Annotated in this window: 23 protein-coding genes and 2 tRNA genes; 6 read left to right on the top strand and 19 right to left on the bottom strand. The window is 53.8% G+C overall.

Annotated features, from left to right (window positions below; genetic code table 11):
- Positions 1–40: 40 nt before the first annotated feature.
- The 8 genes from pnp to LG383_RS21725 all read right to left on the bottom strand — a co-directional run bounded on the left by pnp (position 41) and on the right by LG383_RS21725 (position 9242).
- On the bottom strand, positions 41–2173 hold the full coding sequence (pnp, locus tag LG383_RS21760; RefSeq protein WP_106994807.1) for a polyribonucleotide nucleotidyltransferase: 2133 nt from the start codon (positions 2171–2173) through the stop codon (positions 41–43).
- A gap of 241 nt (positions 2174–2414) precedes the next feature.
- Positions 2415–2684, bottom strand: coding sequence for a 30S ribosomal protein S15 (gene rpsO / locus LG383_RS21755; RefSeq protein WP_106994808.1), 270 nt, complete (start codon positions 2682–2684; stop codon positions 2415–2417).
- A 152-nt stretch (positions 2685–2836) separates the two neighbouring features.
- A complete protein-coding gene (gene truB, locus LG383_RS21750; RefSeq protein WP_106994809.1) occupies positions 2837–3781 on the bottom strand; it encodes a tRNA pseudouridine(55) synthase TruB in 945 nt (314 codons plus the stop codon).
- Positions 3781–4182, bottom strand: a complete 402-nt coding sequence (gene rbfA, locus LG383_RS21745) for a 30S ribosome-binding factor RbfA (RefSeq protein ID WP_059307112.1) — start codon at positions 4180–4182, stop codon at positions 3781–3783. Before rbfA ends, truB begins: the two co-directional genes overlap by 1 nt.
- A 93-nt stretch (positions 4183–4275) precedes the next feature.
- A complete protein-coding gene (gene infB, locus LG383_RS21740) occupies positions 4276–6966 on the bottom strand; it encodes a translation initiation factor IF-2 (protein ID WP_106994810.1) in 2691 nt (896 codons plus the stop codon).
- A 24-nt stretch (positions 6967–6990) separates the two neighbouring features.
- Positions 6991–8478, bottom strand: a complete 1488-nt coding sequence (gene nusA, locus LG383_RS21735) for a transcription termination factor NusA (protein ID WP_106994811.1) — start codon at positions 8476–8478, stop codon at positions 6991–6993.
- 27 nt (positions 8479–8505) lie between these two features.
- The gene (rimP, locus tag LG383_RS21730) at positions 8506–8958 is read right to left on the bottom strand and encodes a ribosome maturation factor RimP (protein ID WP_142487237.1); all 453 of its coding nucleotides are present in this window, start codon (positions 8956–8958) and stop codon (positions 8506–8508) included.
- A gap of 207 nt (positions 8959–9165) precedes the next feature.
- Positions 9166–9242: transfer RNA gene (locus LG383_RS21725), tRNA-Met, on the bottom strand.
- Between the two features lie 286 nt (positions 9243–9528).
- On the opposite strand from LG383_RS21725, the gene argG reads away from it, so the two are divergent.
- Positions 9529–10875, top strand: a complete 1347-nt coding sequence (gene argG, locus LG383_RS21720; RefSeq protein WP_225760117.1) for an argininosuccinate synthase — start codon at positions 9529–9531, stop codon at positions 10873–10875.
- Between the two features lie 182 nt (positions 10876–11057).
- On the opposite strand, the gene LG383_RS21715 is transcribed toward argG, so the two are convergent.
- From LG383_RS21715 to rlmE, 6 genes are all read right to left on the bottom strand, one after another.
- Positions 11058–11144: transfer RNA gene (locus LG383_RS21715), tRNA-Leu, on the bottom strand.
- Positions 11145–11157: 13 nt separating this feature from the next.
- Positions 11158–11490, bottom strand: coding sequence for a preprotein translocase subunit SecG (gene secG / locus LG383_RS21710; RefSeq protein ID WP_032614427.1), 333 nt, complete (start codon positions 11488–11490; stop codon positions 11158–11160).
- Between the two features lie 222 nt (positions 11491–11712).
- On the bottom strand, positions 11713–13050 hold the full coding sequence (glmM, locus tag LG383_RS21705; protein ID WP_106994814.1) for a phosphoglucosamine mutase: 1338 nt from the start codon (positions 13048–13050) through the stop codon (positions 11713–11715).
- Entirely contained in the window at positions 13043–13891 is an 849-nt protein-coding gene (gene folP / locus LG383_RS21700) for a dihydropteroate synthase (protein WP_225760116.1), read from the bottom strand. Before folP ends, glmM begins: the two co-directional genes overlap by 8 nt.
- A gap of 91 nt (positions 13892–13982) precedes the next feature.
- Positions 13983–15917 (bottom strand): ATP-dependent zinc metalloprotease FtsH, encoded by a 1935-nt coding sequence (ftsH, locus tag LG383_RS21695; RefSeq protein ID WP_106994816.1) that lies wholly within the window; start codon positions 15915–15917, stop codon positions 13983–13985.
- A gap of 102 nt (positions 15918–16019) precedes the next feature.
- Positions 16020–16646, bottom strand: a complete 627-nt coding sequence (gene rlmE, locus LG383_RS21690) for a 23S rRNA (uridine(2552)-2'-O)-methyltransferase RlmE (protein ID WP_106994817.1) — start codon at positions 16644–16646, stop codon at positions 16020–16022.
- Between the two features lie 122 nt (positions 16647–16768).
- On the opposite strand from rlmE, the gene yhbY reads away from it, so the two are divergent.
- Complete coding sequence (yhbY, locus tag LG383_RS21685; protein WP_095099897.1) at positions 16769–17062, top strand: ribosome assembly RNA-binding protein YhbY; 294 nt, start codon at positions 16769–16771, stop codon at positions 17060–17062.
- A gap of 152 nt (positions 17063–17214) precedes the next feature.
- On the opposite strand, the gene greA is transcribed toward yhbY, so the two are convergent.
- On the bottom strand, positions 17215–17691 hold the full coding sequence (gene greA / locus LG383_RS21680; RefSeq protein ID WP_142487242.1) for a transcription elongation factor GreA: 477 nt from the start codon (positions 17689–17691) through the stop codon (positions 17215–17217).
- Positions 17692–17937: 246 nt separating this feature from the next.
- Here greA and dacB point away from each other — a divergent pair, with 246 nt between their 5' ends.
- From dacB to pmrB, 3 genes are read left to right on the top strand one after another with little or no spacing between them, the layout of a single operon-like run.
- Positions 17938–19371: a serine-type D-Ala-D-Ala carboxypeptidase gene (gene dacB, locus LG383_RS21675; RefSeq protein WP_225760115.1), complete on the top strand. Its 1434-nt coding sequence runs from the start codon at positions 17938–17940 to the stop codon at positions 19369–19371.
- A 2-nt stretch (positions 19372–19373) separates the two neighbouring features.
- Positions 19374–20036, top strand: coding sequence for a two-component system response regulator PmrA (gene pmrA, locus LG383_RS21670; RefSeq protein WP_106994820.1), 663 nt, complete (start codon positions 19374–19376; stop codon positions 20034–20036).
- Complete coding sequence (gene pmrB / locus LG383_RS21665) at positions 20033–21076, top strand: two-component system sensor histidine kinase PmrB (RefSeq protein WP_225760114.1); 1044 nt, start codon at positions 20033–20035, stop codon at positions 21074–21076. Before pmrA ends, pmrB begins: the two co-directional genes overlap by 4 nt.
- A gap of 36 nt (positions 21077–21112) precedes the next feature.
- Here pmrB and cgtA read toward each other — a convergent pair whose 3' ends face one another.
- From cgtA to rplU, 4 genes are all read right to left on the bottom strand, one after another.
- Positions 21113–22288, bottom strand: a complete 1176-nt coding sequence (gene cgtA, locus LG383_RS21660) for an Obg family GTPase CgtA (protein WP_106994822.1) — start codon at positions 22286–22288, stop codon at positions 21113–21115.
- Between the two features lie 15 nt (positions 22289–22303).
- Entirely contained in the window at positions 22304–23269 is a 966-nt protein-coding gene (locus LG383_RS21655) for a DMT family transporter (RefSeq protein WP_106994823.1), read from the bottom strand.
- Between the two features lie 96 nt (positions 23270–23365).
- Positions 23366–23623 (bottom strand): 50S ribosomal protein L27, encoded by a 258-nt coding sequence (gene rpmA / locus LG383_RS21650; protein WP_007673187.1) that lies wholly within the window; start codon positions 23621–23623, stop codon positions 23366–23368.
- A gap of 19 nt (positions 23624–23642) precedes the next feature.
- The gene (gene rplU / locus LG383_RS21645; protein ID WP_106994824.1) at positions 23643–23954 is read right to left on the bottom strand and encodes a 50S ribosomal protein L21; all 312 of its coding nucleotides are present in this window, start codon (positions 23952–23954) and stop codon (positions 23643–23645) included.
- Between the two features lie 256 nt (positions 23955–24210).
- Between rplU and ispB the strand changes: the two genes are divergently transcribed.
- On the top strand, positions 24211–25182 hold the full coding sequence (gene ispB / locus LG383_RS21640) for an octaprenyl diphosphate synthase (RefSeq protein ID WP_106994825.1): 972 nt from the start codon (positions 24211–24213) through the stop codon (positions 25180–25182).
- Positions 25183–25255 lie beyond the last annotated feature (73 nt).

Here is a 25255-nt window from a genome sequence, read left to right as displayed (position 1 = left end):
ATAACAAGCCCCCCGCTTGCGCGGAGGGCAAACAGCAACCTTACTCGCCCTGTTCTGCTGCCGGAGCTTCCGGTGCAGCGGCAGATGACTGCTCAGTCGCTTCTTTAATGCTCAGACGGATACGGCCCTGACGGTCAACTTCCAGAACTTTAACCGGAACTTCCTGACCCATCTGCAGGTAATCGGTCACTTTCTCAACGCGCTTGTCAGCGATCTGAGAGATGTGAACCAGACCTTCTTTACCGCCACCGATGGCAACGAATGCGCCAAAGTCAACGATACGGGTCACTTTACCGCTGTAGATACGGCCCACTTCGATCTCTGCAGTGATCTCTTCGATACGACGAATAGCGAATTTCGCTTTCTCGCCGTCGGTCGCTGCGATCTTCACAGTACCGTCATCTTCGATTTCGATGGTGGTGCCGGTCTCTTCGGTCAGAGCACGGATAACAGAACCGCCTTTACCGATAACGTCTTTGATCTTGTCCGGGCTGATCTTGATGGTGTGGATACGCGGTGCGAACTGAGAAATGTCGCCACGTGGCGCGTTAATCGCCTGTTCCATCACGCTCAGGATGTGCAGACGTGCACCTTTCGCCTGGTTCAGCGCAGCATGCATGATCTCTTTGGTGATGCCTTCAATTTTGATATCCATCTGCAGAGCAGAGATACCTTCGCGGGAACCCGCAACTTTGAAGTCCATATCACCCAGGTGATCTTCGTCGCCCAGGATGTCAGACAGAACAACGTAGTTGTCGCCTTCTTTCACCAGACCCATTGCGATACCCGCAACGGCCGCTTTCACCGGAACACCCGCGTCCATCAGTGCCAGAGAAGCACCACACACGGAAGCCATAGAAGAAGAACCGTTAGATTCGGTGATTTCAGAAACCACGCGAACGGTGTACGGGAATTTGTCAGCATCTGGCATCACTGCCAGCACGCCGCGCTTCGCCAGACGACCGTGACCAATTTCACGACGCTTAGGTGAACCCACCATACCGGTCTCACCGACGGAGTACGGAGGGAAGTTGTAGTGGAACAGGAAGCTGTCAGTGCGCTCGCCCATCAGTTCGTCGATGTTCTGTGCGTCACGGGCAGTACCCAGGGTCGCAGTTACCAGCGCCTGAGTTTCACCACGGGTGAACAGTGCGGAACCGTGAGTACGTGGCAGCACGCCAGTACGCACATCCAGACCACGGATCATGTCTTTTTCACGGCCATCGATACGCGGCTCGCCAGCCAGAACGCGGCTACGAACAACGTTTTTCTCGATCGCGTGCAGAATTTCGCTCAGCTCGTTCGCATCCAGAGACTCATCTTCTGCAACCAGCGTAGCGATGGTTTCAGATTTGATGACGTCAACCTGAGCATAACGCTCCTGCTTGTCGGTGATGCGGTAAGCATCGCTCAGACGGGCTTCAGCCTGCGCAGCAACGCGCGCGTTCAGCGCTTCGTTCACTGCTTCTGGCTGCCAGTCCCAACGTGGTTTACCGGCTTCTTTCACCAGGTCGTTGATGTTCTGGATAACGATCTGCTGCTGCTCGTGGCCAAAGACCACCGCGCCCAGCATCTGGTCTTCGCTCAGCAGTTCTGCTTCGGATTCAACCATCAGTACTGCCGCTTCGGTACCGGCAACAACCAGGTCCAGCTTGCTCTCTTTCAGCTCGTCCTGAGTTGGGTTCAGAACGTACTGGTCGTTGATGTAACCCACGCGAGCAGAACCGATTGGACCGTTGAATGGAATACCAGACAGGGACAGGGCTGCAGATGCGCCGATCATCGCCACGATGTCCGGGTTAACCTGTGGGTTAACGGAAACAACGGTCGCGATAACCTGAACTTCGTTTACGAAGCCTTCCGGGAACAGCGGGCGAACCGGGCGGTCAATCAGACGCGCGATCAGGGTTTCGCCTTCGCTTGGACGGCCTTCACGACGGAAGAAACCACCCGGGATTTTACCGGCAGCGTAGGTACGCTCCTGGTAGTTAACGGTCAGCGGGAAGAAGTCCTGACCTGGTTTTGCTTTTTTCTGGCCAACCACGGTTACGAATACCGCGGTGTCATCCATGCTTACCATAACAGCAGCAGTGGCCTGACGCGCCATCATGCCGGTTTCCAGCGTGACGGTGTGTTGACCATACTGGAATTTACGAACGATCGGATTCAGCAAGATTCTGTCCTTTCTTAAATGAATGACAGCACACCAGAGGCGTGCTGACGTTTAACCGGACCTTCTTCGCATCCTCGCGACTAATGACAACCGACACCCCCATGGGTGAAGCCTCTCATTAGCCGCGCGAACCTCTGCAATGAAGATCATTTATAGCAACAATACATTAGTTTCCAGTGAATTGCTGCGGTCTGGTTGAAAAAAGGGGCCATAAGGCCCCCTTTTCTGAAACTCGCAAGACTTAGCGACGCAGACCCAGACGCTCGATCAGCGAGGTGTAGCGTGCAACATCTTTACGTTTCAGGTAGTCGAGCAGTTTACGACGCTGAGAAACCATACGCAGCAGACCACGACGGCTGTGGTGATCTTTTTTGTGCTCTGCAAAGTGACCCTGCAGGTGGTTAATCTGTGCAGTCAGCAGTGCAACCTGAACTTCAGTAGAACCGCTGTCGTTAGCATCACGACCAAACTCAGAAACGATTTTAGCTTTAGCTTCAACGCTTAGAGACATTTTAAAACTCCAAAGTATAAAGAATGAAAGGATGCCGATCTCTAATTCAGCTATCCCATGTATAACGCTTGCCAATTGTTAAACAATTCAACAGACGTTAAGCGGCAATATTCTACCCGCCTCCCCTGGTTATCGCAAGGTAAGGCGTCAGCTTATGCCGGATATTCGACCACCAGACGGCGCGGTGCAACACGACCTTCGTCGTCAATTTCACCCATACCGATAAAGGTGTTGTCGTCGCCTTCCGTAACGCGAACCAGCCCTTGATGAGGGACGTCGGTGGTGCGCACCGGGTTACCGTTTTTGAAGTAAACGGACGAGGTCAGCGGCAGATTGACGACCGGGTAGTCCGAAGCTGGACTGTCCATCGGCATCAACAGTGGGTCCAGCAACTCGGCAGCATCAATACCCTGCTCATGAGCCTGCTCAACCAGCGCCTGCAGCTGCTCCAGCGTCACCATCCGTTCTGCAGGATACTTACTGACGGCCAGACGGCGCAGATAGATCACGTGCGCGCCACAGCCCAGCTTTTCACCCAGATCGTCAATGATGGTTCGGATGTACGTGCCTTTTGAGCAGTGGACTTCCAGCTCCAGTTCATCGCCTTCATGACGAATGAACAGCAGTTCATACACCGTAATCGGACGGGCTTCGCGCGGCACCTCGATACCCTGGCGTGCATACTCATAGAGTTTTTTGCCCTGGTATTTCAGTGCGGAATACATCGACGGCACCTGCTCGGTGTCGCCGCGGAAACTTTCCAGCGCCGCCTCAAGCTGATCGCCGCTGAACGTCACCGGACGCTCTTCGACCACCTGGCCGTCCGCATCGGAGGTATCCGTGCGCTGACCCAGCTTCGCAATCACGCGGTAACGTTTATCGGAATCCAGCAGATACTGGGAAAACTTCGTCGCTTCGCCCAGGCAAACCGGCAGCATGCCGGTCGCCAGCGGATCCAGCGCACCGGTATGACCGGCGCGGTTGGCATTATAGAGACGCTTTACTTTTTGCAGCACGTCGTTGCTGGAGGCACCCTGGTGCTTATCCAGCAGCAGCACGCCGTGCACGTCGCGACCGCGACGACGAGGACGACTCATTAGTCCTCCTTGTTATCGTCCGGGTTCACACGACGCTCATCATCCTGCTTCACCACGCTGGTGACCAGGTTGGACATGCGCATCCCTTCAACCAGTGAGTTATCGTAGAAGAAGGTCAGTTCCGGCACGATACGCAGGCGCATAGCTTTGCCCAGCAGAGAGCGGATAAAACCAGAGGCATCCTGCAGGGCTTTGATGCCCAGCTTAACTGCCGCTTCATCCTGGTCATTCAGGAAAGTCACAAACACTTTGGCATAGGCCAGATCGCGGGATACTTCAACCCCGGATACCGTTGTCATCATGCCCAGGCGTGGGTCTTTAATTTCGCGCTGCAGGATGATTGCGATCTCTTTTTGCATCTCTTGAGCAACGCGCTGCGGGCGACCAAATTCTTTCGCCATAATAAATTCTCCAGACAAAAAAGGGGCTCTAAGCCCCTTTTGTTAATTCTTGCCGGGTGGCGCGAGGCGATCCCGGCCTACATTCTACGCAGATTAAGCGATGGTACGCTGGATCTCGATGATCTCGAACACTTCGATCATGTCGCCAACGCGAACGTCGTTGTAGTTCTTCACGCCGATACCACATTCCATGCCGTTACGGACTTCGTTAACGTCATCTTTGAAGCGGCGCAGGGATTCCAGCTCGCCTTCATAGATAACCACGTTGTCACGCAGAACGCGGATTGGGTTGTGACGCTTGATGTTGCCTTCGGTAACCATACAGCCCGCGATCGCACCAAATTTCGGTGATTTGAACACGTCACGTACTTCAGCCAGACCGATGATCTGCTGTTTCAGTTCCGGAGACAGCATACCGCTCATTGCCGCTTTCACTTCGTCGATCAGGTGATAGATGACGGAGTAGTAACGCAGATCCAGGCTTTCCGCTTCGATCACGCGACGCGCAGAAGCATCGGCACGGACGTTGAAGCCAACCAGAATTGCGTTGGACGCTGCAGCCAGGGTTGCGTCGGTTTCGGTGATACCACCTACGCCAGAACCGATGATCTTCACTTTCACTTCGTCGGTAGACAGTTTCAGTAAAGAGTCGGAGATCGCTTCCACAGAACCCTGAACGTCGGCCTTCAGAACGACGTTCACTTCGTGAACTTCGCCTTCGGTCATGTTGGCAAACATATTCTCGAGTTTAGATTTCTGCTGGCGAGCCAGTTTAACTTCACGGAATTTGCCCTGACGATACAGCGCAACTTCACGCGCTTTCTTCTCGTCACGAACAACGGTCACTTCATCACCGGCAGCCGGAACACCGGACAGACCGAGGATTTCCACCGGAATGGATGGACCTGCTTCCAGCACTTCACGACCCAGTTCGTCACGCATTGCACGAACACGGCCATATTCGAAGCCACACAGCACGATGTCGCCTTTGTTCAGGGTACCTTCACGTACCAGAACGGTAGCAACCGGGCCACGACCTTTATCCAGGAAGGATTCGATCACCGCACCGCTCGCCATACCATTGCGAACCGCTTTCAGCTCCAGAACTTCAGCCTGCAGCAGGATAGCGTTCAGCAGGTCATCGATACCGGTACCCACTTTTGCAGAAACCGGGATGAACTGAGACTCACCGCCCCACTCTTCCGGCATAACACCGTACTGAGACAGTTCGTTTTTAACGCGATCCATGTCCGCTTCTGGCTTATCGATTTTGTTCACTGCAACGACCAGAGGCACCTGCGCCGCTTTCGCGTGCTGGATTGCTTCGATAGTCTGCGGCATCACGCCATCGTCTGCTGCAACCACCAGAACAACGATATCCGTCGCCTGAGCACCACGAGCACGCATGGAGGTAAACGCGGCGTGGCCCGGGGTATCCAGGAAGGTGATCATCCCGTTGTCGGTTTCTACGTGGTAGGCACCGATGTGCTGGGTAATGCCGCCTGCTTCGCCGGAGGCCACTTTCGTAGAACGAATGTAGTCCAGCAGAGAGGTTTTACCGTGGTCAACGTGACCCATGATGGTTACAACCGGTGCACGCGGTTCAGCCGCTGCGCCAGTGTCACGGTCGCTCATTACCGCTTCTTCCAGCTCGTTTTCACGACGCAGGATAACTTTGTGGCCCATCTCTTCGGCAACCAGCTGTGCGGTTTCCTGGTCGATAACCTGGTTGATGGTCGCCATTGCACCCAGCTTCATCATCGCTTTGATGACCTGAGAGCCTTTAACGGCCATCTTGTTCGCCAGCTCGCCAACGGTGATGGTTTCGCCGATGATAACGTCACGGTTAACAGCCTGAGCTGGCTTCTGGAAGCCTTGCTGCAGAGCGGAACCTTTACGCTTACCACCTTTACCACCGCGACCCGCTGCACGGGCTTCTTCGCGATCGGCTTTGGATTCAGCGTGCTTGTTGCCCTTTTTCTGAGGACGGGCAGTTTTTGATGCGGTACGGGTACGGCTACGACCACCTTCAACTTCACGGTCGTTTTCGTCTTCTGCCTGGCGCGCATGCTGAGAAGTAGTCACGTGATAATCACTGGTGTCTTCTGTCTGCTCAACAGGATTCACACCGTTCTTCTCGTTCTCTTCTGCCATACGGCGCGCTTCTTCAGCAACACGACGTGCGTCTTCTTCCAGCTTACGGCGAGCTTCTTCTTCCGCTTTACGCTTCAGCTCGGCAGCTTCATTTTCACGACGGGCTTTTTCCGTCTGGGCAGTTTTGGTCATTTCGTCAGTCTGTTGATTGCTCACTTTGTCTTTTTCCGCCGCGTCACGCTTCGCTTTATCACTGGCATCGCGCTTCGCTTTTTCTGCGGCCTCACGTTCAGCTTTTAATTCTGCCTCACGTTTGGCGGTTGCTTCCGCCTCACGCTGAGCTTGTTCTTCCGCTTCACGCTGCGCCTGCTCTTCCGCGGCAAGGCGTTCAGCCTCTTGCGGATCACGTTTTACAAAGGTGCGTGTCTTGCGGACTTCGATTTGTACCGATTTGCTTTTTCCACCGGTACCTGGAACATTTAACGTACTGCGCGTTTTACGCTGTAACGTCAGTTTATCAGGCGCCGAGCCGTGTTCACGGTTCAGGTGCGATAATAAGGTTTGTTTCTCTTGCGCGGTCACTGAGTCATCAGCAGACTTCGGGATCCCTGCATCAGCAAATTGCTGTACCAGGCGGTCCACGGAAGTCTGAATCTCAGCAGCCAGCGTTTTTACAGTTACATCAGTCATGCTGTTCCTTCCTGCTACAGTTTATTACGCTTCGTCGCCGAACCAGCAAATATTACGTGCGGCCATGATGAGCTCGCCGGCTTTCTCGTCGGTTAAACCTTCGATATCAGCCAGGTCATCAACGCCTTGTTCAGCGAGATCTTCCAGCGTACAAACACCACGGGCAGCCAGCTTGAACGCAATCGCACGATCAAGACCTTCCAGATTCAGCAGGTCATCAGCCGGCTTGTTATCACCAAGGCTTTCTTCCTGAGCCAGTGCCAGGGTGGTCAGTGCGTTTTTAGCGCGGTCACGCAGGGCTTCAACGGTGGCTTCATCCAGGCCGTCAATTTCCAGCAGTTCTTTCATTGGCACATAGGCCAGTTCTTCCAGCGTGGAGAAACCTTCTTCAACCAGAACGGTGGCGAAATCTTCGTCAATGTCCAGGTACTTGGTAAAGGTATCAATAGCTGCATGGGCTTCAGCCTGATGCTTAGCCTGCAGGTCATCAACGGTCATTACGTTGAGTTCCCAGCCGCTCAGCTGTGAAGCCAGACGCACGTTCTGACCGTTACGGCCGATCGCCTGCGCCAGATTGCCAGCTTCAACGGCGATATCCATGGTGTGCTTATCTTCGTCTACCACGATAGACGCAACATCAGCCGGTGCCATCGCGTTAATCACGAACTGCGCCGGGTTGTCGTCCCACAGGACGATATCAATACGCTCGCCACCCAGTTCAGTCGAAACAGCCTGAACACGTGCGCCACGCATACCGACGCAAGCCCCTACCGGGTCAATACGCTTGTCGTTGGTTTTCACCGCGATTTTCGCACGAGAACCCGGATCGCGGGCAGCGGCTTTAATCTCGATCACTTCTTCGCCAATTTCTGGCACTTCAATGCGGAACAGTTCGATCAGCATTTCAGGTTTAGAACGGGTCACGAACAGCTGTGCGCCACGCGCTTCTGGACGCACGGAATAGAGTACGCCGCGAATACGGTCACCCGGACGGAAGTTTTCACGTGGCAGCATATCTTCACGCAGAATGACAGCTTCAGCGTTGCTACCCAGATCCAGGGAGATATTGTCGCGGTTAACTTTCTTCACTACGCCGGTGATGATCTCACCTTCGTGTTCGCGGAACTGGTCAACGACCATGGCGCGCTCAGCTTCACGAACTTTCTGTACGATAACCTGTTTAGCAGTCTGGGTGGTGATACGGTCGAAGGTGACGGATTCGATCTGATCTTCAACGTAATCGTCAACGTTCAGACTTTCATCTTCATAACGCGCCGCTTCCAGAGTGATCTCTTTCGTTGGCTGGGTCACTTCTTCAACGATAACCCAACGACGGAAGGTATCGAAGTCGCCGCTCTTACGATCGATTTCTACGCGAACATCGATCTCTTGTTCGTATTTTTTCTTGGTTGCCGTAGCCAGTGCACTTTCCAGCGCTTCAAAAATCTTCTCGCGCGGCAGTGATTTTTCGTTGGAGACGGCTTCAACAACAGCCAAAATTTCTTTGTTCATCGCGGGCTTTTCACCTCATCCAGACTGTTAAAAGTGGGGAACCAGGTTCGCCTTCTGGATATTACTCAGCGCGAACACTTCATCTTTGCCTTCGACTGTTACTGTGATCATCTCACCGTCAACGGCCTTAATAACGCCCTGCCATTTACGGCGGTTTTGTACAGCCATTCGCAGGACGAGAGCCGCTTCTTCACCAATGTAGTGCGTGTAGTGTTCAGCAGTAAACAGCGGGCGATGCAGACCAGGCGAGGAAACTTCCAGGTTATAGGCGACGGTAATAGGATCTTCAACATCAAGAACCGCACTCACCTGGTGGCTAACATCAGCACAATCATCAACATTGATGCCATCTTCACTATCAATATAGATGCGCAGCGTGGATGTACGGCTGCGAATAAATTCGATGCCGACCAGTTCGTAGCCCAGTGCTTCGACTGGTGCCTTAATCATCTCTGTTAATTTTTGGTCTAATGTGGACAAGCCCACCCCCAAGACGTAAAAAAAGGGCATAAAGCCCAGTTATTCTGTAGTCAGATAACAAAAAACCCCGATAAATCGGGGCTTTAGATAACTGAACCCTATAGCCACAGCAGTGGCCTGGAGCACTTTCAAAAAGAATTTTTTCAAATCCAGCTACGAAGGCGCTAAGTCTTCACAGTATATTTGAAAAAGGACTTTATAGGAAAGTGGTTGCGGGGGCCGGATTTGAACCGACGACCTTCGGGTTATGAGCCCGACGAGCTACCAGGCTGCTCCACCCCGCGCCTGAAACGTGGCAAATTCTACTCTTTATGGGTAAAAAATGCAAATAATGCTGGGATTTGGTACCGAGGACGGGACGTAAAATCGGCGTTCAGTATATTGATAGTGGACGCCCTCTGTCAACCCTGCCAACCGCAGCGATTCCGGCGGGAAATTTTTACAAAAAATACACGAATTGCTTTCGGTGCTTGCCAAAAGATGATTAAATGAAAACTCACTTATTCTGCATAAAAATGCATTTAGGGTGAAAGCGATCACTCATCAGTCAATCAAGCAGGGTTTTATTTTATGACGACGATTCTCAAGCATCTTCCGCAAGGACAACGTATTGGCATCGCTTTTTCAGGCGGCCTGGATACCAGCGCTGCACTGCTGTGGATGCGCCAGAAGGGAGCGGTTCCTTATGCATATACTGCGAACCTGGGTCAGCCAGATGAGGACGATTATGATGCGATCCCTCGTCGTGCCATGGAGTACGGTGCAGAGAACGCACGCCTGATTGACTGCCGTAAGCAGCTGGTTGCCGAAGGTATCGCTGCCATCCAGTGTGGCGCTTTCCATAATACCACCGGTGGCCTGACCTATTTTAACACCACCCCGCTGGGCCGTGCCGTTACCGGCACCATGCTGGTTGCCGCGATGAAAGACGATGGCGTCAACATCTGGGGTGATGGCAGCACCTATAAAGGCAACGACATTGAGCGTTTCTACCGTTATGGCCTGCTGACCAACGCCGAACTGCAGATCTACAAGCCGTGGCTGGATACTGACTTCATCGACGAACTCGGTGGCCGTCACGAAATGTCCGAATTCATGATCGCCTGTGGCTTTGACTACAAAATGTCAGTGGAGAAAGCTTACTCCACCGACTCCAACATGCTGGGTGCGACACACGAAGCAAAAGACCTGGAATTCCTGAACTCCAGCGTGAAGATCGTTAACCCGATCATGGGCGTGAAGTTCTGGGACGAAAACGTCAAAATCCAGGTAGAAGAAGTGACCGTACGTTTCGAACGCGGCCACCCGGTTGCCCTGAACGGCCAGACCTTCTCTGATGATGTAGAACTGATGCTGGAAGCTAACCGCATCGGCGGCCGTCACGGTCTGGGGATGAGCGATCAGATCGAAAACCGTATCATCGAAGCGAAAAGCCGTGGCATTTATGAAGCCCCGGGGATGGCGCTGCTGCACATCGCTTATGAGCGTCTGCTGACCGGTATTCACAACGAAGATACCATTGAGCAGTATCACTCTCATGGTCGCCAGCTGGGCAAACTGCTGTATCAGGGTCGCTGGTTCGATCCGCAGGCGCTGATGCTGCGTGATGCTCTGCAGCGTTGGGTGGCAAGCGCAATTACCGGTGAAGTGACCCTGGAACTGCGTCGTGGCAATGATTATTCCATTCTGAACACCGTGTCTGACAACCTGACCTATCAGGCAGAGCGTCTGACCATGGAGAAAGGTGACTCGGTCTTCTCGCCGGACGATCGTATTGGCCAGTTGACCATGCGCAATCTGGATATCACCGATACCCGTGCCAAGCTGTTCACCTATACCGAGAACGGTCTGCTCTCCGTATCAACGGGGAATGGCCTGCCGCAGGTAGAGAATCTGGAAAACAGCGATAAGAAGTAATCATCACTGTACCGAATGCAAAAGGCGCCTGAAGGCGCCTTTTTTATGCTCTTTTGTAGGGCGGGCAAGCGTAGCGCCCCCGCCGTCTTTTCGCCCGGCGGCGCTGCGCTTGCCGGGCCTACGAAAAGATAAGACTACAGACGAAAAAAAAGACGTCTTGCGACGTCTTTTCTTCGGAATATTGGTACTGAGGATGGGACTCGAACCCACAAGCCCGTTAGGGCACTACCACCTCAAGGTAGCGTGTCTACCAATTCCACCACCTCAGCACAGATACTACTCTTACTGCGGGATATCGCTGGTCGGCTTAGCCGGTGCAGCTGGCTGAGTCTGCTCGGATTTCGCCGGCGCGCTCAGATTTTCCCACTCGCTTCCTTTACTGGTCTTGTTGCTGTTGATATTGCCAAGCGCCAGACTGATGATGAAAAACAGCGTTGCCAGAATCGCCGTTGCGCGGGTCATGAAGTTACCAGAACCACTTGAACCGAACAGCGTACCAGAAGCGCCTGCTCCAAAAGAGGCCCCCATATCAGCGCCTTTACCTTGCTGCAGCATGATCAACGCTACCAGAGCGATGGCTACAATAAGGAAAACTACTAAAAGAGCTTCGTACATAATCAACCTGTTCCTTGCGGATTTGCCGCATACCAATGCTTCGACCAATAAGCAGGAATTTGCTTTCCCACTGAAGCGGGTGTGAATACTAACCAAAGCGAATGACCTTCGCAAGGGCAATTTCAGCGCATTGTATCAAGTGCGGAAAAAAACAGCAAAAGACCCGCAACTGTACAAAACAAAGGCGGCAGACGCCGCCTTTTTAAACACTTACCAAAAATGTTACGCCGCTTTCACGGCATCCGCGATGCGATGGGCAAACTCAGTCACCTGCGCTTCGTCTTCACCTTCAACCATCACCCGGATCAGTGGTTCGGTGCCTGACTTACGCAGCAGAACGCGGCCACGGGAGCCCAGCGCCGCTTCAACCTCAGCCATCACCGCTTTCACGTTGTCGTTTTCCAGCGGATCGCCTTTACCGGCGGTAAAGCGGACGTTAACCAGGATCTGCGGGAACATTTTCATGCCGCTGCACAGATCGTGCAGGGACATATGGTTACGCACCATTGCCGCAACCACCTGCAGACTGGCCACAATGCCATCACCGGTGGTGGTTTTATCGAGCAGGATCACGTGGCCGGAGTTTTCCGCGCCAATGCGCCAGCCTTTCTCCTGCAGTTTTTCCAGAACGTAGCGATCGCCCACTTTTGCGCGCACAAACGGGATCCCCAGCTGCTTAAGTGCCAGCTCCAGACCCATGTTGCTCATCAGCGTACCGACGGCACCGCCGCGCAGCTGGCCCTGACGCAGGCCTTCACGAGCAATAATATAGAGGATCTGATCCCCATCGACCTTATTGCCTTCATGATCAACCATGATGACGCGGTCGCCGTCGCCGTCATAGGCGATACCCAGATCGGCCTTCTCTGCCAGCACGCGCGCCTGCAGAGCGCGAACGTCCGTTGCCCCCACTTCAGCATTAATGTTCAGCCCGTTAGGTTCACAGCCAATAGCCACCACCTGCGCACCCAGTTCGCGGAACACGTTTGGGGCGATGTGGTAGGTTGCCCCGTTCGCGCAGTCCACCACGATTTTAAGATGGCTGAGGCTCAACTCGTTCGGGAAGGTACCTTTACAGAATTCAATGTAGCGCCCAGCCGCATCGACGATACGACTGGCTTTACCCAGCTCAGCGGAGTCCACGCAGGTGAGCTCTTTTTCCATTTCCGCTTCGATGGCTTCTTCAACTTCATCCGGCAGCTTGGTGCCATCGATAGAGAAGAATTTGATGCCGTTATCGTAGAACGGGTTATGCGAGGCGGAGATCACAATCCCCGCTTCCGCACGGAAGGTCCGGGTGAGATAGGCAACAGCAGGTGTTGGCATTGGGCCGGTAAAGGAGGCAGAGAGCCCGGCGGCAGAAAGACCGGCTTCCAGCGCCGATTCAAGCATATAGCCGGAGATGCGCGTATCTTTACCAATGATGATTTTGCGCGAGCCGTGACTGGCCAGCACCTTGCCTGCCGCCCAGCCTAACTTCAGTACAAACTCAGGAGTGATTGGCGCATCGCCCACGCGCCCACGAATGCCGTCGGTACCAAAATATTTACGATTACTCATAGCGGTTGTTTTCCTTAGCTGCCAGTGTGGCTTCCACCACTCGCATGGCTTCTGCTGTCTCTTTTACGTCATGGACGCGAATAATATGCGCTCCCTGCATCGCTGCAATAACCGCGCAGGCCAGGCTTCCGTTCAGGCGGTCTGATGGCCCGACGTTAAGCAACTGGCCTATCATAGATTTTCGTGACATCCCGACCAGCAGCGGCAGGCCAAGATGGTGAAATTCAGATAAGCGCGCAAGAAGCTCGAAGTTATGAGAGAGATTTTTACCGAAACCGAATCCCGGGTCGAGCAGCAATTTCTCTTTTGCGATACCGGCACGCTCACAACGCGCAATATGCTCAACAAAGTAGCGGTTCACATCAGCAAACACGTCATCATACTTCGGGGCATCCTGCATGGTTTTCGGCTGGCCCTGCATGTGCATCAGACAGACCGGCAACCCGGTCTCTGCCGCGGCCTCAAGCGCTCCCGGTTCGGTGAGGGATCGAATGTCATTAATAATGTGAGCGCCCACTCTCGCTGACTCGCGAATCACCTCAGGCTTAGAGGTATCCACCGAAATCCAGACTTCGAAACGCTGCGCGAGGGCTTCCACCACCGGGATCACCCGGGACAACTCTTCGTCAACGCTGACATCTGCCGCGCCCGGTCGCGTCGATTCTCCACCAACGTCAATGATGGTCGCCCCGGCATTGATCATCAGATTCGCATGCCTGACCGCCTCGATCAGCGTGTTATGCGTCCCGCCATCGGAGAACGAGTCTGGCGTAACGTTCAGGATCCCCATCACATGCGGATGAGTCAGATCGAGATAAGAATCCTGGGCGAAGAGTTTCATGGCAATTCCCTGATTTTTTAGTTAAGCAGACAAGAAAAACCCCGGGGCAAGCCCCAGGGTTTCAGGTAAAGCGAACATCTACAGCGGTGACTTATTTATCGCCCAACTGTTCTGACATGGTGTTGCCCGGGTTTGGCGTACGCGGTTCATCGACCGGACGCGGCGCACGCGGGGTGCCATTGTTGTCAGAATTATTGGAAGCGCCTGGGTCTTCCCAGCCTGCTGGCGGACGCACTTCGCGGCGCGCCATCAGATCGTCGATCTGCGGTGCATCGATGGTCTCATATTTCATGAGCGCATCTTTCATCGAATGCAGGATGTCCATATTGTCGTTCAGGATCTGGCGAGCACGTGCATAGTTACGCTCAACCAGAGATTTTACTTCCTGATCGATGATACGTGCTGTCTCATCGGACATATGCTTCGCTTTCGCCACAGAACGGCCCAGGAACACTTCGCCCTCTTCTTCCGCATACAGCAGCGGACCGAGTTTGTCGGAGAAGCCCCATTGGGTCACCATGTTACGTGCCAGGTTGGTCGCGACTTTAATGTCGTTAGACGCACCGGTCGAAACATGTTCCACACCGTAGATAATCTCTTCCGCCAGACGACCGCCGTACAGGGTTGAAATCTGGCTTTCCAGTTTCTGGCGGCTGGCGCTGATGGCATCGCCTTCCGGCAGGAAGAATGTTACGCCAAGCGCACGACCGCGCGGAATAATCGTCACTTTATGCACCGGATCGTGTTCCGGTACCAGGCGACCGATAATCGCATGACCAGCTTCGTGGTAAGCCGTGGACTCTTTCTGCGCTTCCGTCATCACCATGGAGCGGCGTTCCGCACCCATCATGATTTTGTCTTTCGCTTTCTCGAACTCCACCATCGAGACCACACGCTTGTTGCCGCGAGCAGCAAACAGTGCAGCTTCGTTCACGAGGTTAGCCAGATCCGCACCGGAGAAGCCTGGGGTACCGCGCGCAATGATTGCCGCATCGATGTCCGGAGACAGCGGTACGCGACGCATATGCACTTTCAGGATCTGCTCACGACCACGAACGTCTGGCAGACCGACCACAACCTGACGGTCGAAACGGCCTGGACGCAGCAGCGCAGGGTCAAGAACGTCCGGACGGTTAGTTGCCGCGATAACGATGATACCTTCGTTACCTTCGAAACCGTCCATCTCAACCAGCATCTGGTTCAGCGTCTGCTCACGTTCATCGTGACCACCGCCCAGACCTGCGCCACGCTGGCGGCCTACGGCGTCGATTTCATCGATGAAGATGATGCACGGTGCCGCTTTCTTAGCCTGTTCGAACATGTCACGCACACGGGATGCACCGACACCAACGAACATTTCCACGAAGTCAGAACCGGAAATGGTAAAGAACGGGACCTTCGCTTCACCGGCGATGGCTTTCGCCAGCAGGGTTTTACCGGTACCCGGAGGGCCGACCATCAGGACGCCTTTCGGGATCTTACCGCCCAGTTTCTGGAAGCGGCTCGGTTCACGCAGGTATTCAACCAGCTCACCCACCTCTTCTTTTGCTTCGTCGCAACCAGCTACGTCAGCAAAAGTGGTTTTGATCTGGTCTTCCGTCAACATACGCGCCTTACTCTTGCCGAACGACATGGCACCTTTGCCACCGCCGCCCTGCATTTGACGCATAAAGAAGATCCAGACGCCGATAAGCAGCAGCATCGGGAACCAGGAGATGAAGATAGAAGCCAGCAGGCTTGGCTCTTCCGGCGGCTCACCTACCACCTTGACGTTTTTAGTCAGAAGGTTATCAAGCAGCTTAGGATCGTTCACCGGAATGTAAGTCGTGTAACGGTTACTATCTTTCTTGGTAACGTTGATCTCACGTCCGTTGATACGCGCTTCGCGAACCTGATCCTGGTTGACCTCTTGCAGGAAGGTAGAGTAGTCCACCTTACGGCCATTAGACTCGCTGGGCCCAAAGCTCTGGAATACTGACATCAGCACAACGGCAATGACCAGCCAGAGTATTAGGTTTTTCGCCATGTCACTCAAGGGATTAACCTCTTATTACAACTGTGTTAAAAACAGCGTCAGGATACTCAGTATCCGATTCATTTCAAACTTTCGCCTGAAACTTACCGGCTATCATTTTCGCCCGGTCGCTACAATATACACTTCACGTGAACGAGCACGAGAAGAGTCCGGCTTACGAACTTTGACCTTCGCAAACAGGGAGCGAATTTCCTTCAGATACTCCTCGAAACCTTCGCCCTGGAACACCTTCACTAAAAAACTACCACCCGGCGCTAAGACATCACGGGACATCTCTAACGCCAGTTCTACCAGATACATGGAGCGAGGGATATCCACCGCCGGTGTTCCGCACATATTTGGCGCCATATCGGACATGACAACCTGAACTTTACTGTCACCTACACGTTCAAGTAACGCTTTCAGTACTAATTCATCACGAAAATCGCCCTGAAGGAAGTCCACACCAACGATGGGATCCATAGGCAAAAGATCGCAGGCGATGATTCGGCCAGTTCCGCCGATTTGTGTCACCGCATATTGCGACCATCCGCCGGGCGCTGCACCGAGGTCGACTACCGTCATCCCCGGCTTAAAGAGTTTGTCACTTTGCTGTATTTCATCAAGTTTAAACCAGGCACGGGAACGTAACCCCTTTTTCTGTGCCTGTAGAACATATTTATCGCTAAAGTGTTCCTGGAGCCAGCGGCTCGAGCTTGCAGAACGCTTTTTACCTGTCATTTAACTTTCCGTCCTGGTTCATCGTAGCCTGTGGTGTAAATTTCCACTCAGCAATTTGGCGATATTAGGGAGATGGCGGTAGAATGAACCGTTTTCAATCCCAACGTAAGCAAAAATATACGATGAATCTGAGTACTAAACAAAAACAGCACCTTAAAGGTCTGGCACATCCGCTCAAGCCTGTAGTTATGCTTGGCAACAATGGTTTGACCGAAGGGGTACTGGCCGAGATTGAACAAGCGCTGGAGCACCACGAATTAATCAAAGTGAAAATCGCCTCTGAAGACAGAGAGACCAAGACTTTGATCGTGGAAGCAATCGTGCGCGAAACCGGCGCCTGTAATGTACAGGTCATCGGTAAAACGCTGGTGCTCTACCGTCCATCTAAAGAGCGTAAAATCTCGCTGCCACGCTAAGATTATCCTGAATTGAACACATTTACTGTGTAAAACGAGGGGTTTTTCTTAAGCAGGTGAGCAAAATGCCATGCTCCTTGAGTTGATAAAAGGCCGCTATGCGGCCTTTTTCCTATCTTTACAATGTATCAACATCTGGCAGGAGATGCGAATTACAGGTAATCAACCTTGATAATTTCGAACTCCACTTCCCCACCCGGGGTACGGATGGTGACCACATCGTCCTGCTCTTTGCCAATCAGGCCGCGGGCAATCGGTGAGTTTACCGAGATCAGATTCTGCTTAAAATCGGCCTCGTCATCACCCACGATGCGGTAAGAAACTTCTTCATCGTTATCCAGATTGATTACGGTAACGGTGCAACCAAAAATGACTCGCCCGTTGTTTGGCATCTTGGTGATATCAATCACCTGCGCATTCGACAGCTTGGCTTCGATATCTTTAATACGCCCTTCGCAGAAACCCTGCTGCTCACGCGCAGCGTGGTACTCGGCGTTCTCTTTCAAATCGCCATGCTCACGCGCATCGGCGATGGCTGCAATGATCTCAGGGCGGCGAACAGATTTCAGAAAATCCAGCTCTTCGCGTAGTTTTTCAGCCCCACGTAAGGTCATCGGAATAGCTTGCATTTGTTATACCTCTTTGACATTCCTGTTAGGTACGGGTAACTGACCCGACGACTGGCCCCGCAGGCATCACAGCCTGGCACAGGTCAGAAGCAAAAGAAAACTGACCCGGAAGCAAAGTTCCAGGACAGCAGCAATTTTTCAATTTGATACGCATTTTAACGCGAAGTTCAGTATGGGTCATCGTTTACTTTACAGGGCGTTGGGCCGTAGTATGGCGGTTTGTTTCCGGGTTGTTAGCGCGAGATTATGCGATTTTCCAGATTTATCATCGGATTGACCACCACATTTGCGTTCACTGTCCAGGCAGCGAACGTTGACGAGTATATTAATCAGCTGCCCGATGGTGCCAATCTTGCCCTGATGGTGCAAAAGATAGGTGCCCAGGCCCCTAAGATTGATTACCACAGCCAGCAGATGGCCCTGCCCGCCAGTACGCAAAAGGTGATCACGGGCCTGGCCGCCCTGCTGCAGCTGGGGCCCGACTTTCGCTTCACCACCACGCTGGAGAGCAAAGGCAACGTTGAGGGCGGTGTGCTGAAAGGCGATCTTATCGCCCGTTTTGGCGGGGATCCGACCTTTAAGCGTCAGGATATTCGCAATATGGTCGCCGTGCTAAAGAAGTCGGGCGTGCAGCGCATTGAAGGCAATGTGCTTATCGACACCTCTATCTTCGCCAGCCATGATAAAGCCCCGGGCTGGCCGTGGAACGACATGACCCAGTGCTTTAGCGCGCCGCCTGCGGCCGCGATTGTCGATCGCAACTGCTTCTCCGTCTCGCTGTACAGTGCACCAAAACCCAATGATTTAGCTTTTATCCGGGTGGCATCCTACTATCCGGTCACTATGTTCAGCCAGGTGCGTACCCTGGCGAAAGGGTCGCCGGAAGCGCAGTACTGCGAACTGGACGTGGTACCGGGAGATCTTAACCGCTTTACGTTGACCGGATGCCTGACGCAGCGCGCCGATCCGCTGCCACTGGCCTTCGCCATTCAGGATGGCGCAGGCTATGCCGGGGCGATCCTCAAAGATGAGCTGAAGCAGGCCAACATCACCTATAGCGGCACGCTGTTACGTCAGACCCAGAGCAACGAGCCGGGCACCGTGATTGCCAGTAAGCAATCGGCGCCGCTGCACGACCTGCTGAAGATCATGCTGAAAAAATCGGACAACATGATTGCCGACACCGTGTTTCGCATGATCGGCCACGCCCGCTTCGGCGTTCCTGGCACCTGGCGTGCCGGGTCGGATGCGGTCCGGCAGATCCTGCGTCAGCAGGCCGGTATTGAGCTCGGGAATACCATCGCGGTTGATGGCTCAGGTCTGTCGCGCCATAACCTGATCTCCCCTGCCACCATGATGCAGGTCCTTCAGTACATTGCTCAACACGACACTGAACTAAACTTTATCTCGATGCTGCCGCTCGCCGGTTATGATGGCTCCCTGCAGTATCGGGCTGGCCTGCACGCCGCGGGCGTGGATGGCAAAGTCTCCGCTAAGACGGGCTCGCTCCAGGGCGTCTATAACCTGGCCGGGTTTATCACTACCGCCAGCGGGCAGCGGATGGCTTTTGTGCAGTATCTTTCTGGCTACGCAGTTGAACCTGCAGACCAACGCAATCGCCGTATCCCGCTGGTGCGCTTTGAGAGCCGGCTTTACAAGGATATTTATCAGAATAACTAGCGATGAAATTACTCATTGTCGAAGACGATCTGCTACTGCAGGAAGGACTGGCTCTGGCGCTCTCTGCGGAGGGCTATACGCTCGATTGCGCTGGCACTGCCGCCGAGGCTGATGGCCTTATCCAGAGCGGCGAGTACAGCCTGGTGATCCTCGATCTTGGCCTGCCGGATAAAGACGGAGCTACCCTGCTGAGCCAGTGGCGTCGTCGTGGGGTGGATAATCCGGTGCTGATCCTGACGGCGCGCGATGCGCTGGAAGACAGGATCAACGGCCTCGACTCCGGCGCCGACGACTATCTGGTGAAACCTTTTGCCCTGGCGGAACTACAGGCGCGGGCAAGGGCCTTAATCCGGCGTTATCAGGGGCACAGTGATAATCTGCTCAGCGACGGCGATCTAACGCTAAACCTGCAAACGCAGCAGGTATTACAGCAGTCCCAGCCGGTTGAGGTCACCCCGAAAGAGTTCGCCCTGCTAACGCGGCTGATCATGCGCACCGGGCAGACCGTCCATCGTGAGACCTTACAGCAGGATATCTACTCCTGGCAGGACGATCCCGGCTCGAACACCCTTGAGGTTCATATCCATAACCTGCGGCGCAAGCTGGGTAAAGACCGCATCAAAACCGTGCGCGGCGTGGGCTATCGTCTGGAGAGCCAAAAATGAACAGCATGCGCCGTCGTCTGATGGTGCTGTTAGCAGTCATTCTGCTGTTCTTTCAACTCATCAGCGTTATCTGGCTCTGGCATGAAAGCCGGGAGCAAATCGGCTTCCTTGTCAGCGAGACGCTTTCTGCCAAATCACGCAACCAGCATGTTGAGAAAGAGATCCGGGAGGCGATCGCCTCGTTGCTGGTGCCTTCCCTGGTAATGGTCGGTTTTACGCTGCTGTTCTCCTTCTGGGCCGTCAGCTGGATCACCCGCCCCCTCAATCAGCTCCGCTCCAGCCTGGCAAACCGCTCTGCCGACAATCTCACCCCGCTGCCGATGTATTCCGATATGGAAGAAGTTGGCGCCGTGACCACCTCTCTGAACCAACTCCTTGCCCGGCTGGATCAAACCATTCAGCAGGAGCGTCTGTTCACTGCTGACGCCGCACACGAGCTGCGTACGCCCCTGGCGGGCATCCGCCTGCATCTGGAGCTTATGGCACAGTCAGGCTCGCCTCAGGCCTCTACGCTGATTGCCCGTATCGATCAACTGATGCATACCGTGGAGCAACTTCTGATGCTGGCCCGGGCGGGCCAGGCTCTGGCCAGCGGTCATTACGATACGGTTAACTGGAGCGAATCCATCTTTGCGCCGCTGGCGCTGGAGAATGAGACCAAAGATCACACTCTGATCTGGCCGCAGACGGGCTCCCTGAGCGTACAGGGAGACGCCATCCTGTTGCGGCTGATGCTGCGCAATTTGCTGGAGAACGCGGTGCGTTACAGCCCGGCGGGAACCACCATTGAAGTCAGCATGCAGGAAGTCGACGATGGTACCCTGGTAAGTGTCTGCGATCAGGGGCCTGGCATTGATGAGGCACATCGCCAGTCCATTACCGAGCCGTTTCGCCGTATCGATCAACGCTATGGCGGCAGTGGGCTGGGGTTAAGCATCGTCCAGCGTATCGTGCAGCTGCATCGCGGCAAGCTGACGCTGGAAAACCGTCCCGAAGGTGGGCTGACGGTCAGCTGCTGGCTACCGGCAAAATTGAATTAAAAAAAAGCCCCCTTGATAAGGGGGCCATTGACGGTCTTAACGCTTGTAGATGAACTCAACGCCTTCTTCGTCGTCTTCGTCCCAGTCGTCATCCCAGTCTTCGTCGTCTTCTTCTTCCGTCTGCTCTTCAAGCTGCTGACGGTGGTAGTCATCCCACATGAATTCGACTTTCTCAGGCTGCTTCGCTTCTTCTGCCTGCGTTACCGGGTTCTCGATGATGAAGGTCATCACGTCCCAGCACAGATCTTTCACGCCCATCTGGCTTGCCGCGGAGATAAGGTAGTACTTATCTTCCCAGCCCATCGCTTCCGCAATGGCTTTCGCCTTCGCTTCGGCTTCTGCTTTGTCCATCAGGTCGATCTTGTTGAAGACCAGCCAACGCGGTTTAGCAGCCAGCTTATCGCTGTATTTTTCCAGCTCGCCAATAATGATGCGGGCGTTCTCTACCGGATCGGAACCGTCGATCGGATCGATATCGATGAGGTGCAGCAGAACGCGGCAGCGCTCAAGGTGTTTCAGGAAGCGGATCCCTAAACCAGCACCTTCCGCGGCGCCTTCGATCAGGCCCGGAATATCCGCAACCACGAAGCTCTTCTCGGTGTCCATACGCACCACGCCGAGGCTTGGCACCAGGGTGGTAAACGGATAGTCCGCCACTTTCGGCTTGGCCGCAGAGACTGCACGGATGAAGGTAGATTTACCGGCATTCGGCATCCCCAGCATCCCGACGTCTGCCAGCAGCATCAGCTCGAGCTGCAGATCGCGCTTGTCGCCCGGCGTACCCATCGTTTTTTGACGTGGGGAACGGTTAACTGAGGATTTGAAACGGGTGTTACCCAGACCGTGCCAGCCGCCTTTCGCTACCATCAGGCGCTGACCGTGTTTGGTCATATCACCCATGGTTTCGCCCGTGCCCTGATCGATAACGCGCGTCCCGACCGGCACTTTCACGCTGACATCTTTCCCGCGCTTGCCGGTACAGTCACGGCTCTGGCCATTCTGGCCACGCTCTGCGCGGAAAGCTTTCTCGAAACGGTAGTCGATCAGGGTGTTAAGGTTCTCGTCGGCTTCAAGCCATACGTCCCCGCCGTCACCGCCATCGCCGCCGTCAGGGCCGCCACGCGGAATGTATTTTTCACGGCGGAAGCTTACGCAACCATTACCGCCATCACCTGCCACGACCAGGATCGTTGCTTCATCAACAAACTTCATTTTACTCTCCGTAAATCATTCGCCTGAGCGGGGGACAACTACAACCGCTTCACTTTTGCGCCAACGTCCCCAAAGACGATGACCAATGGCGGAATACATCGCGCCCGCAACCACGACAAACGCACCGATATAAGCCAACAGGTTTAACATCGGTTTGACGAAGAAATCGGGCCAGGCCATTGATAATAAATCTGAAAATAACAGCGTAAACAGCGGGGTAAGCGTAATCAGTGCGCTCACCTGTGCTGCCTGCCAGCGCGCCATCGCTTCCGCCAGGGCGCCATAACCGACTAACGTGTTCAGACCACAAAAGATCAGACACGCCAGCTGCCAGTCGCTTAACTGGGTAATGACTCCCGGCTTCGCCAGCGGCAACAGTGCAATAGTACATAAAGTGTACAGCAAAAACAGGATCTGCTGTGACGCCAGACGACGCAATAACACCTTTTGCGCGACGCCATAACTTACCCACACCGCCGCCGCACTCACGCCGAAAATCACACCCCAGGTGTAATCCGTCAGGCGGGTAAAGATCTCTATCAGACTGGTATTGAAGAACAACACCAGACCGCAAAGCAGCATCATTGCCCCAATCACCTGCGTGCCGCGCATCTTCTCTTTGAGGATAACGACACTGGCGATCATCATGCCAACCGGTGACAGCTGACCGATAACTTGCGAGGCGGTAGGGCTAAGATACTGCAGGGAAGAACTGAACAAGATGAAGTTGCCGAACAGACCACCTGTCGCAATCGCCAGTACAATAATCCAGCGTGGCTTGCGAAAAATGCGCATCGGCGGAAGCTTACCCTTGATTGCCAGGATAGTCCCCAGACCAACACCGGCCATCAGGAAGCGATAAAACACCACCGTTGGTGGTTCCATCACTTCAAGAACCTGCTTCATTGCAATGGGCAATGCGCCCCAGCACATCGCGGTGATGAGTGCCAGGAGAATACCAATGCCGGCTTGCTGCTTCATGCCCGTTTTCCCTACAGAAAAAATTACCGGGTTTCCAATGTAAAAAGCCCCGCAACACGTTGCGGGGCTTTAATCCGTTACCGGACCGAGAAAACCTTACTCAGCAACAATGCTGATGTATTTACGGTTGTTCGGGCCTTTAACTTCAAATTTCACTTTACCGTCTGCTTTAGCAAACAGAGTGTGGTCACGACCGCAACCTACGTTGTTACCAGCGTGGAATTTGGTGCCACGCTGACGAACGATGATGCTACCCGCCAGAACAGTTTCGCCACCGAAACGCTTAACGCCAAGGCGTTTAGCTTCTGAATCGCGACCGTTACGTGTGGAGCCGCCAGCCTTTTTATGTGCCATTTAAATCTCTCCTCAGGTCTTAGGCGCTGATGCCAGTAATTTTCACATCAGTGAACCACTGACGGTGGCCCTGCTGCTTACGGTAGTGTTTACGACGACGAAACTTAACGATCTTAATTTTCTCGCCACGACCATGAGCAACAACTTCAGCTTTGATAACGCCGCCATCAACGAAAGGAACGCCGATTTTGACTTCTTCACCGTTTGCGATCATCAGAACTTCAGCGAACTCAACAGCTTCGCCAGTTGCGATGTCCAGCTTTTCCAGGCGAACGGTCTGACCTTCGCTTACTCGGTGTTGTTTACCACCACTTTGGAAAACCGCGTACATATAAACTCCGCTTCCGCGCACATCCTCGTGTGATTCAGAGTGCGCTATAAATATTCACAATAGGGCGCGAATATTACGCAAAACGCGAGCCTTTGACAAGTGCTACCGTCAATACATGAAGAAAAAAAACACAACACGTACGGTAACGTTTATCTGAGGCGTTTTTTCAGTACAATCAGCGCTACTATTGATAAACCGAACCCTACGTTAACCCATTTGAAATGTGGAAAACAGGACTACAAGCCCGGCTTTTGCGATGAATTTAGAAAAAATCAATGAGTTAACCGCGCAAGATATGGCGGGTGTAAATGCAGCGATCCTGGAACAGCTCGACTCTGACGTTTCCCTAATCAATCAGTTGGGTTACTACATCGTCAGCGGTGGGGGCAAACGCATCCGTCCAATGATCGCTGTGCTGGCCGCTCGCGCGGTAGGCTATCAGGGGAATGCGCACGTCACTATTGCGGCGCTGATCGAATTTATTCATACCGCTACGTTGCTGCATGATGACGTTGTCGATGAGTCCGACATGCGTCGTGGCAAAGCCACCGCCAACGCGGCATTTGGCAATGCTGCCAGCGTGCTGGTCGGTGATTTTATCTATACGCGCGCCTTCCAGATGATGACCAGCCTAGGCTCGCTGAAGGTGCTGGAAGTGATGTCCAAAGCGGTGAACGTGATCGCGGAAGGCGAAGTTCTGCAGCTGATGAACGTCAACGACCCGGACATCACCGAAGAGAACTACATGCGGGTGATCTACAGCAAAACCGCACGTCTGTTTGAGGCGGCGGCCCAGTGCTCCGGTATTCTTGCTGGCTGTAGTGAGGAGCAGGAACGTGGCCTGCAGGATTACGGGCGCTATCTTGGCACCGCCTTCCAGCTGATCGACGATCTGCTCGATTACAGCGCCGATGGCGAGACGCTGGGCAAAAACGTCGGGGACGACCTCAATGAGGGCAAACCGACGCTCCCGCTGCTGCATGCCATGCGTAACGGCACCCCTGAACAGGCAAACCTGATCCGCGAAGCCATTGAACAAGGAAACGGCCGACACCTTCTGGAACCTGTACTGGAAGCAATGGCAACCTGTGGTTCACTGGAATGGACGCGTCAGCGTGCCGAGGAAGAAGCGGATAAAGCCATCGTCGCACTTCAGGTGATCCCTGACAGTCCATGGCGTGATGCCCTGATCGGTCTCGCCCATATTGCTGTCCAACGCGATCGATAAGCAGTTCCAGGAACTCTCTTTTTCATGAAGAGAGAGTTCCGATAAGTTCCCAATAATATCCATAACGTTGTTA

The organism is Leclercia sp. Marseille-Q4284 (genome assembly GCF_916618945.1).
GTDB lineage: Bacteria > Pseudomonadota > Gammaproteobacteria > Enterobacterales > Enterobacteriaceae > Enterobacter > Enterobacter tamurae.
The sequence above is the reverse complement of the archived record's forward strand: the minus strand, read 5'-3'. Positions and strand labels throughout refer to the sequence as shown.

Coding starts and splice junctions, on each gene's coding strand:
- rpsO (WP_106994808.1), bottom strand. CDS start 2,684: ATGTCTCTAAGCGTTGAAGCTAAAGCTAAAATCGTTTCTGAGTTTGGT.
- truB (WP_106994809.1), bottom strand. CDS start 3,781: ATGAGTCGTCCTCGTCGTCGCGGTCGCGACGTGCACGGCGTGCTGCTG.
- rbfA (WP_059307112.1), bottom strand. CDS start 4,182: ATGGCGAAAGAATTTGGTCGCCCGCAGCGCGTTGCTCAAGAGATGCAA.
- infB (WP_106994810.1), bottom strand. CDS start 6,966: ATGACTGATGTAACTGTAAAAACGCTGGCTGCTGAGATTCAGACTTCC.
- nusA (WP_106994811.1), bottom strand. CDS start 8,478: ATGAACAAAGAAATTTTGGCTGTTGTTGAAGCCGTCTCCAACGAAAAA.
- argG (WP_225760117.1), top strand. CDS start 9,529: ATGACGACGATTCTCAAGCATCTTCCGCAAGGACAACGTATTGGCATC.
- secG (WP_032614427.1), bottom strand. CDS start 11,490: ATGTACGAAGCTCTTTTAGTAGTTTTCCTTATTGTAGCCATCGCTCTG.
- glmM (WP_106994814.1), bottom strand. CDS start 13,050: ATGAGTAATCGTAAATATTTTGGTACCGACGGCATTCGTGGGCGCGTG.
- folP (WP_225760116.1), bottom strand. CDS start 13,891: ATGAAACTCTTCGCCCAGGATTCTTATCTCGATCTGACTCATCCGCAT.
- ftsH (WP_106994816.1), bottom strand. CDS start 15,917: ATGGCGAAAAACCTAATACTCTGGCTGGTCATTGCCGTTGTGCTGATG.
- rlmE (WP_106994817.1), bottom strand. CDS start 16,646: ATGACAGGTAAAAAGCGTTCTGCAAGCTCGAGCCGCTGGCTCCAGGAA.
- yhbY (WP_095099897.1), top strand. CDS start 16,769: ATGAATCTGAGTACTAAACAAAAACAGCACCTTAAAGGTCTGGCACAT.
- greA (WP_142487242.1), bottom strand. CDS start 17,691: ATGCAAGCTATTCCGATGACCTTACGTGGGGCTGAAAAACTACGCGAA.
- dacB (WP_225760115.1), top strand. CDS start 17,938: ATGCGATTTTCCAGATTTATCATCGGATTGACCACCACATTTGCGTTC.
- pmrA (WP_106994820.1), top strand. CDS start 19,374: ATGAAATTACTCATTGTCGAAGACGATCTGCTACTGCAGGAAGGACTG.
- pmrB (WP_225760114.1), top strand. CDS start 20,033: ATGAACAGCATGCGCCGTCGTCTGATGGTGCTGTTAGCAGTCATTCTG.
- cgtA (WP_106994822.1), bottom strand. CDS start 22,288: ATGAAGTTTGTTGATGAAGCAACGATCCTGGTCGTGGCAGGTGATGGC.
- LG383_RS21655 (WP_106994823.1), bottom strand. CDS start 23,269: ATGAAGCAGCAAGCCGGCATTGGTATTCTCCTGGCACTCATCACCGCG.
- rpmA (WP_007673187.1), bottom strand. CDS start 23,623: ATGGCACATAAAAAGGCTGGCGGCTCCACACGTAACGGTCGCGATTCA.
- rplU (WP_106994824.1), bottom strand. CDS start 23,954: ATGTACGCGGTTTTCCAAAGTGGTGGTAAACAACACCGAGTAAGCGAA.
- ispB (WP_106994825.1), top strand. CDS start 24,211: ATGAATTTAGAAAAAATCAATGAGTTAACCGCGCAAGATATGGCGGGT.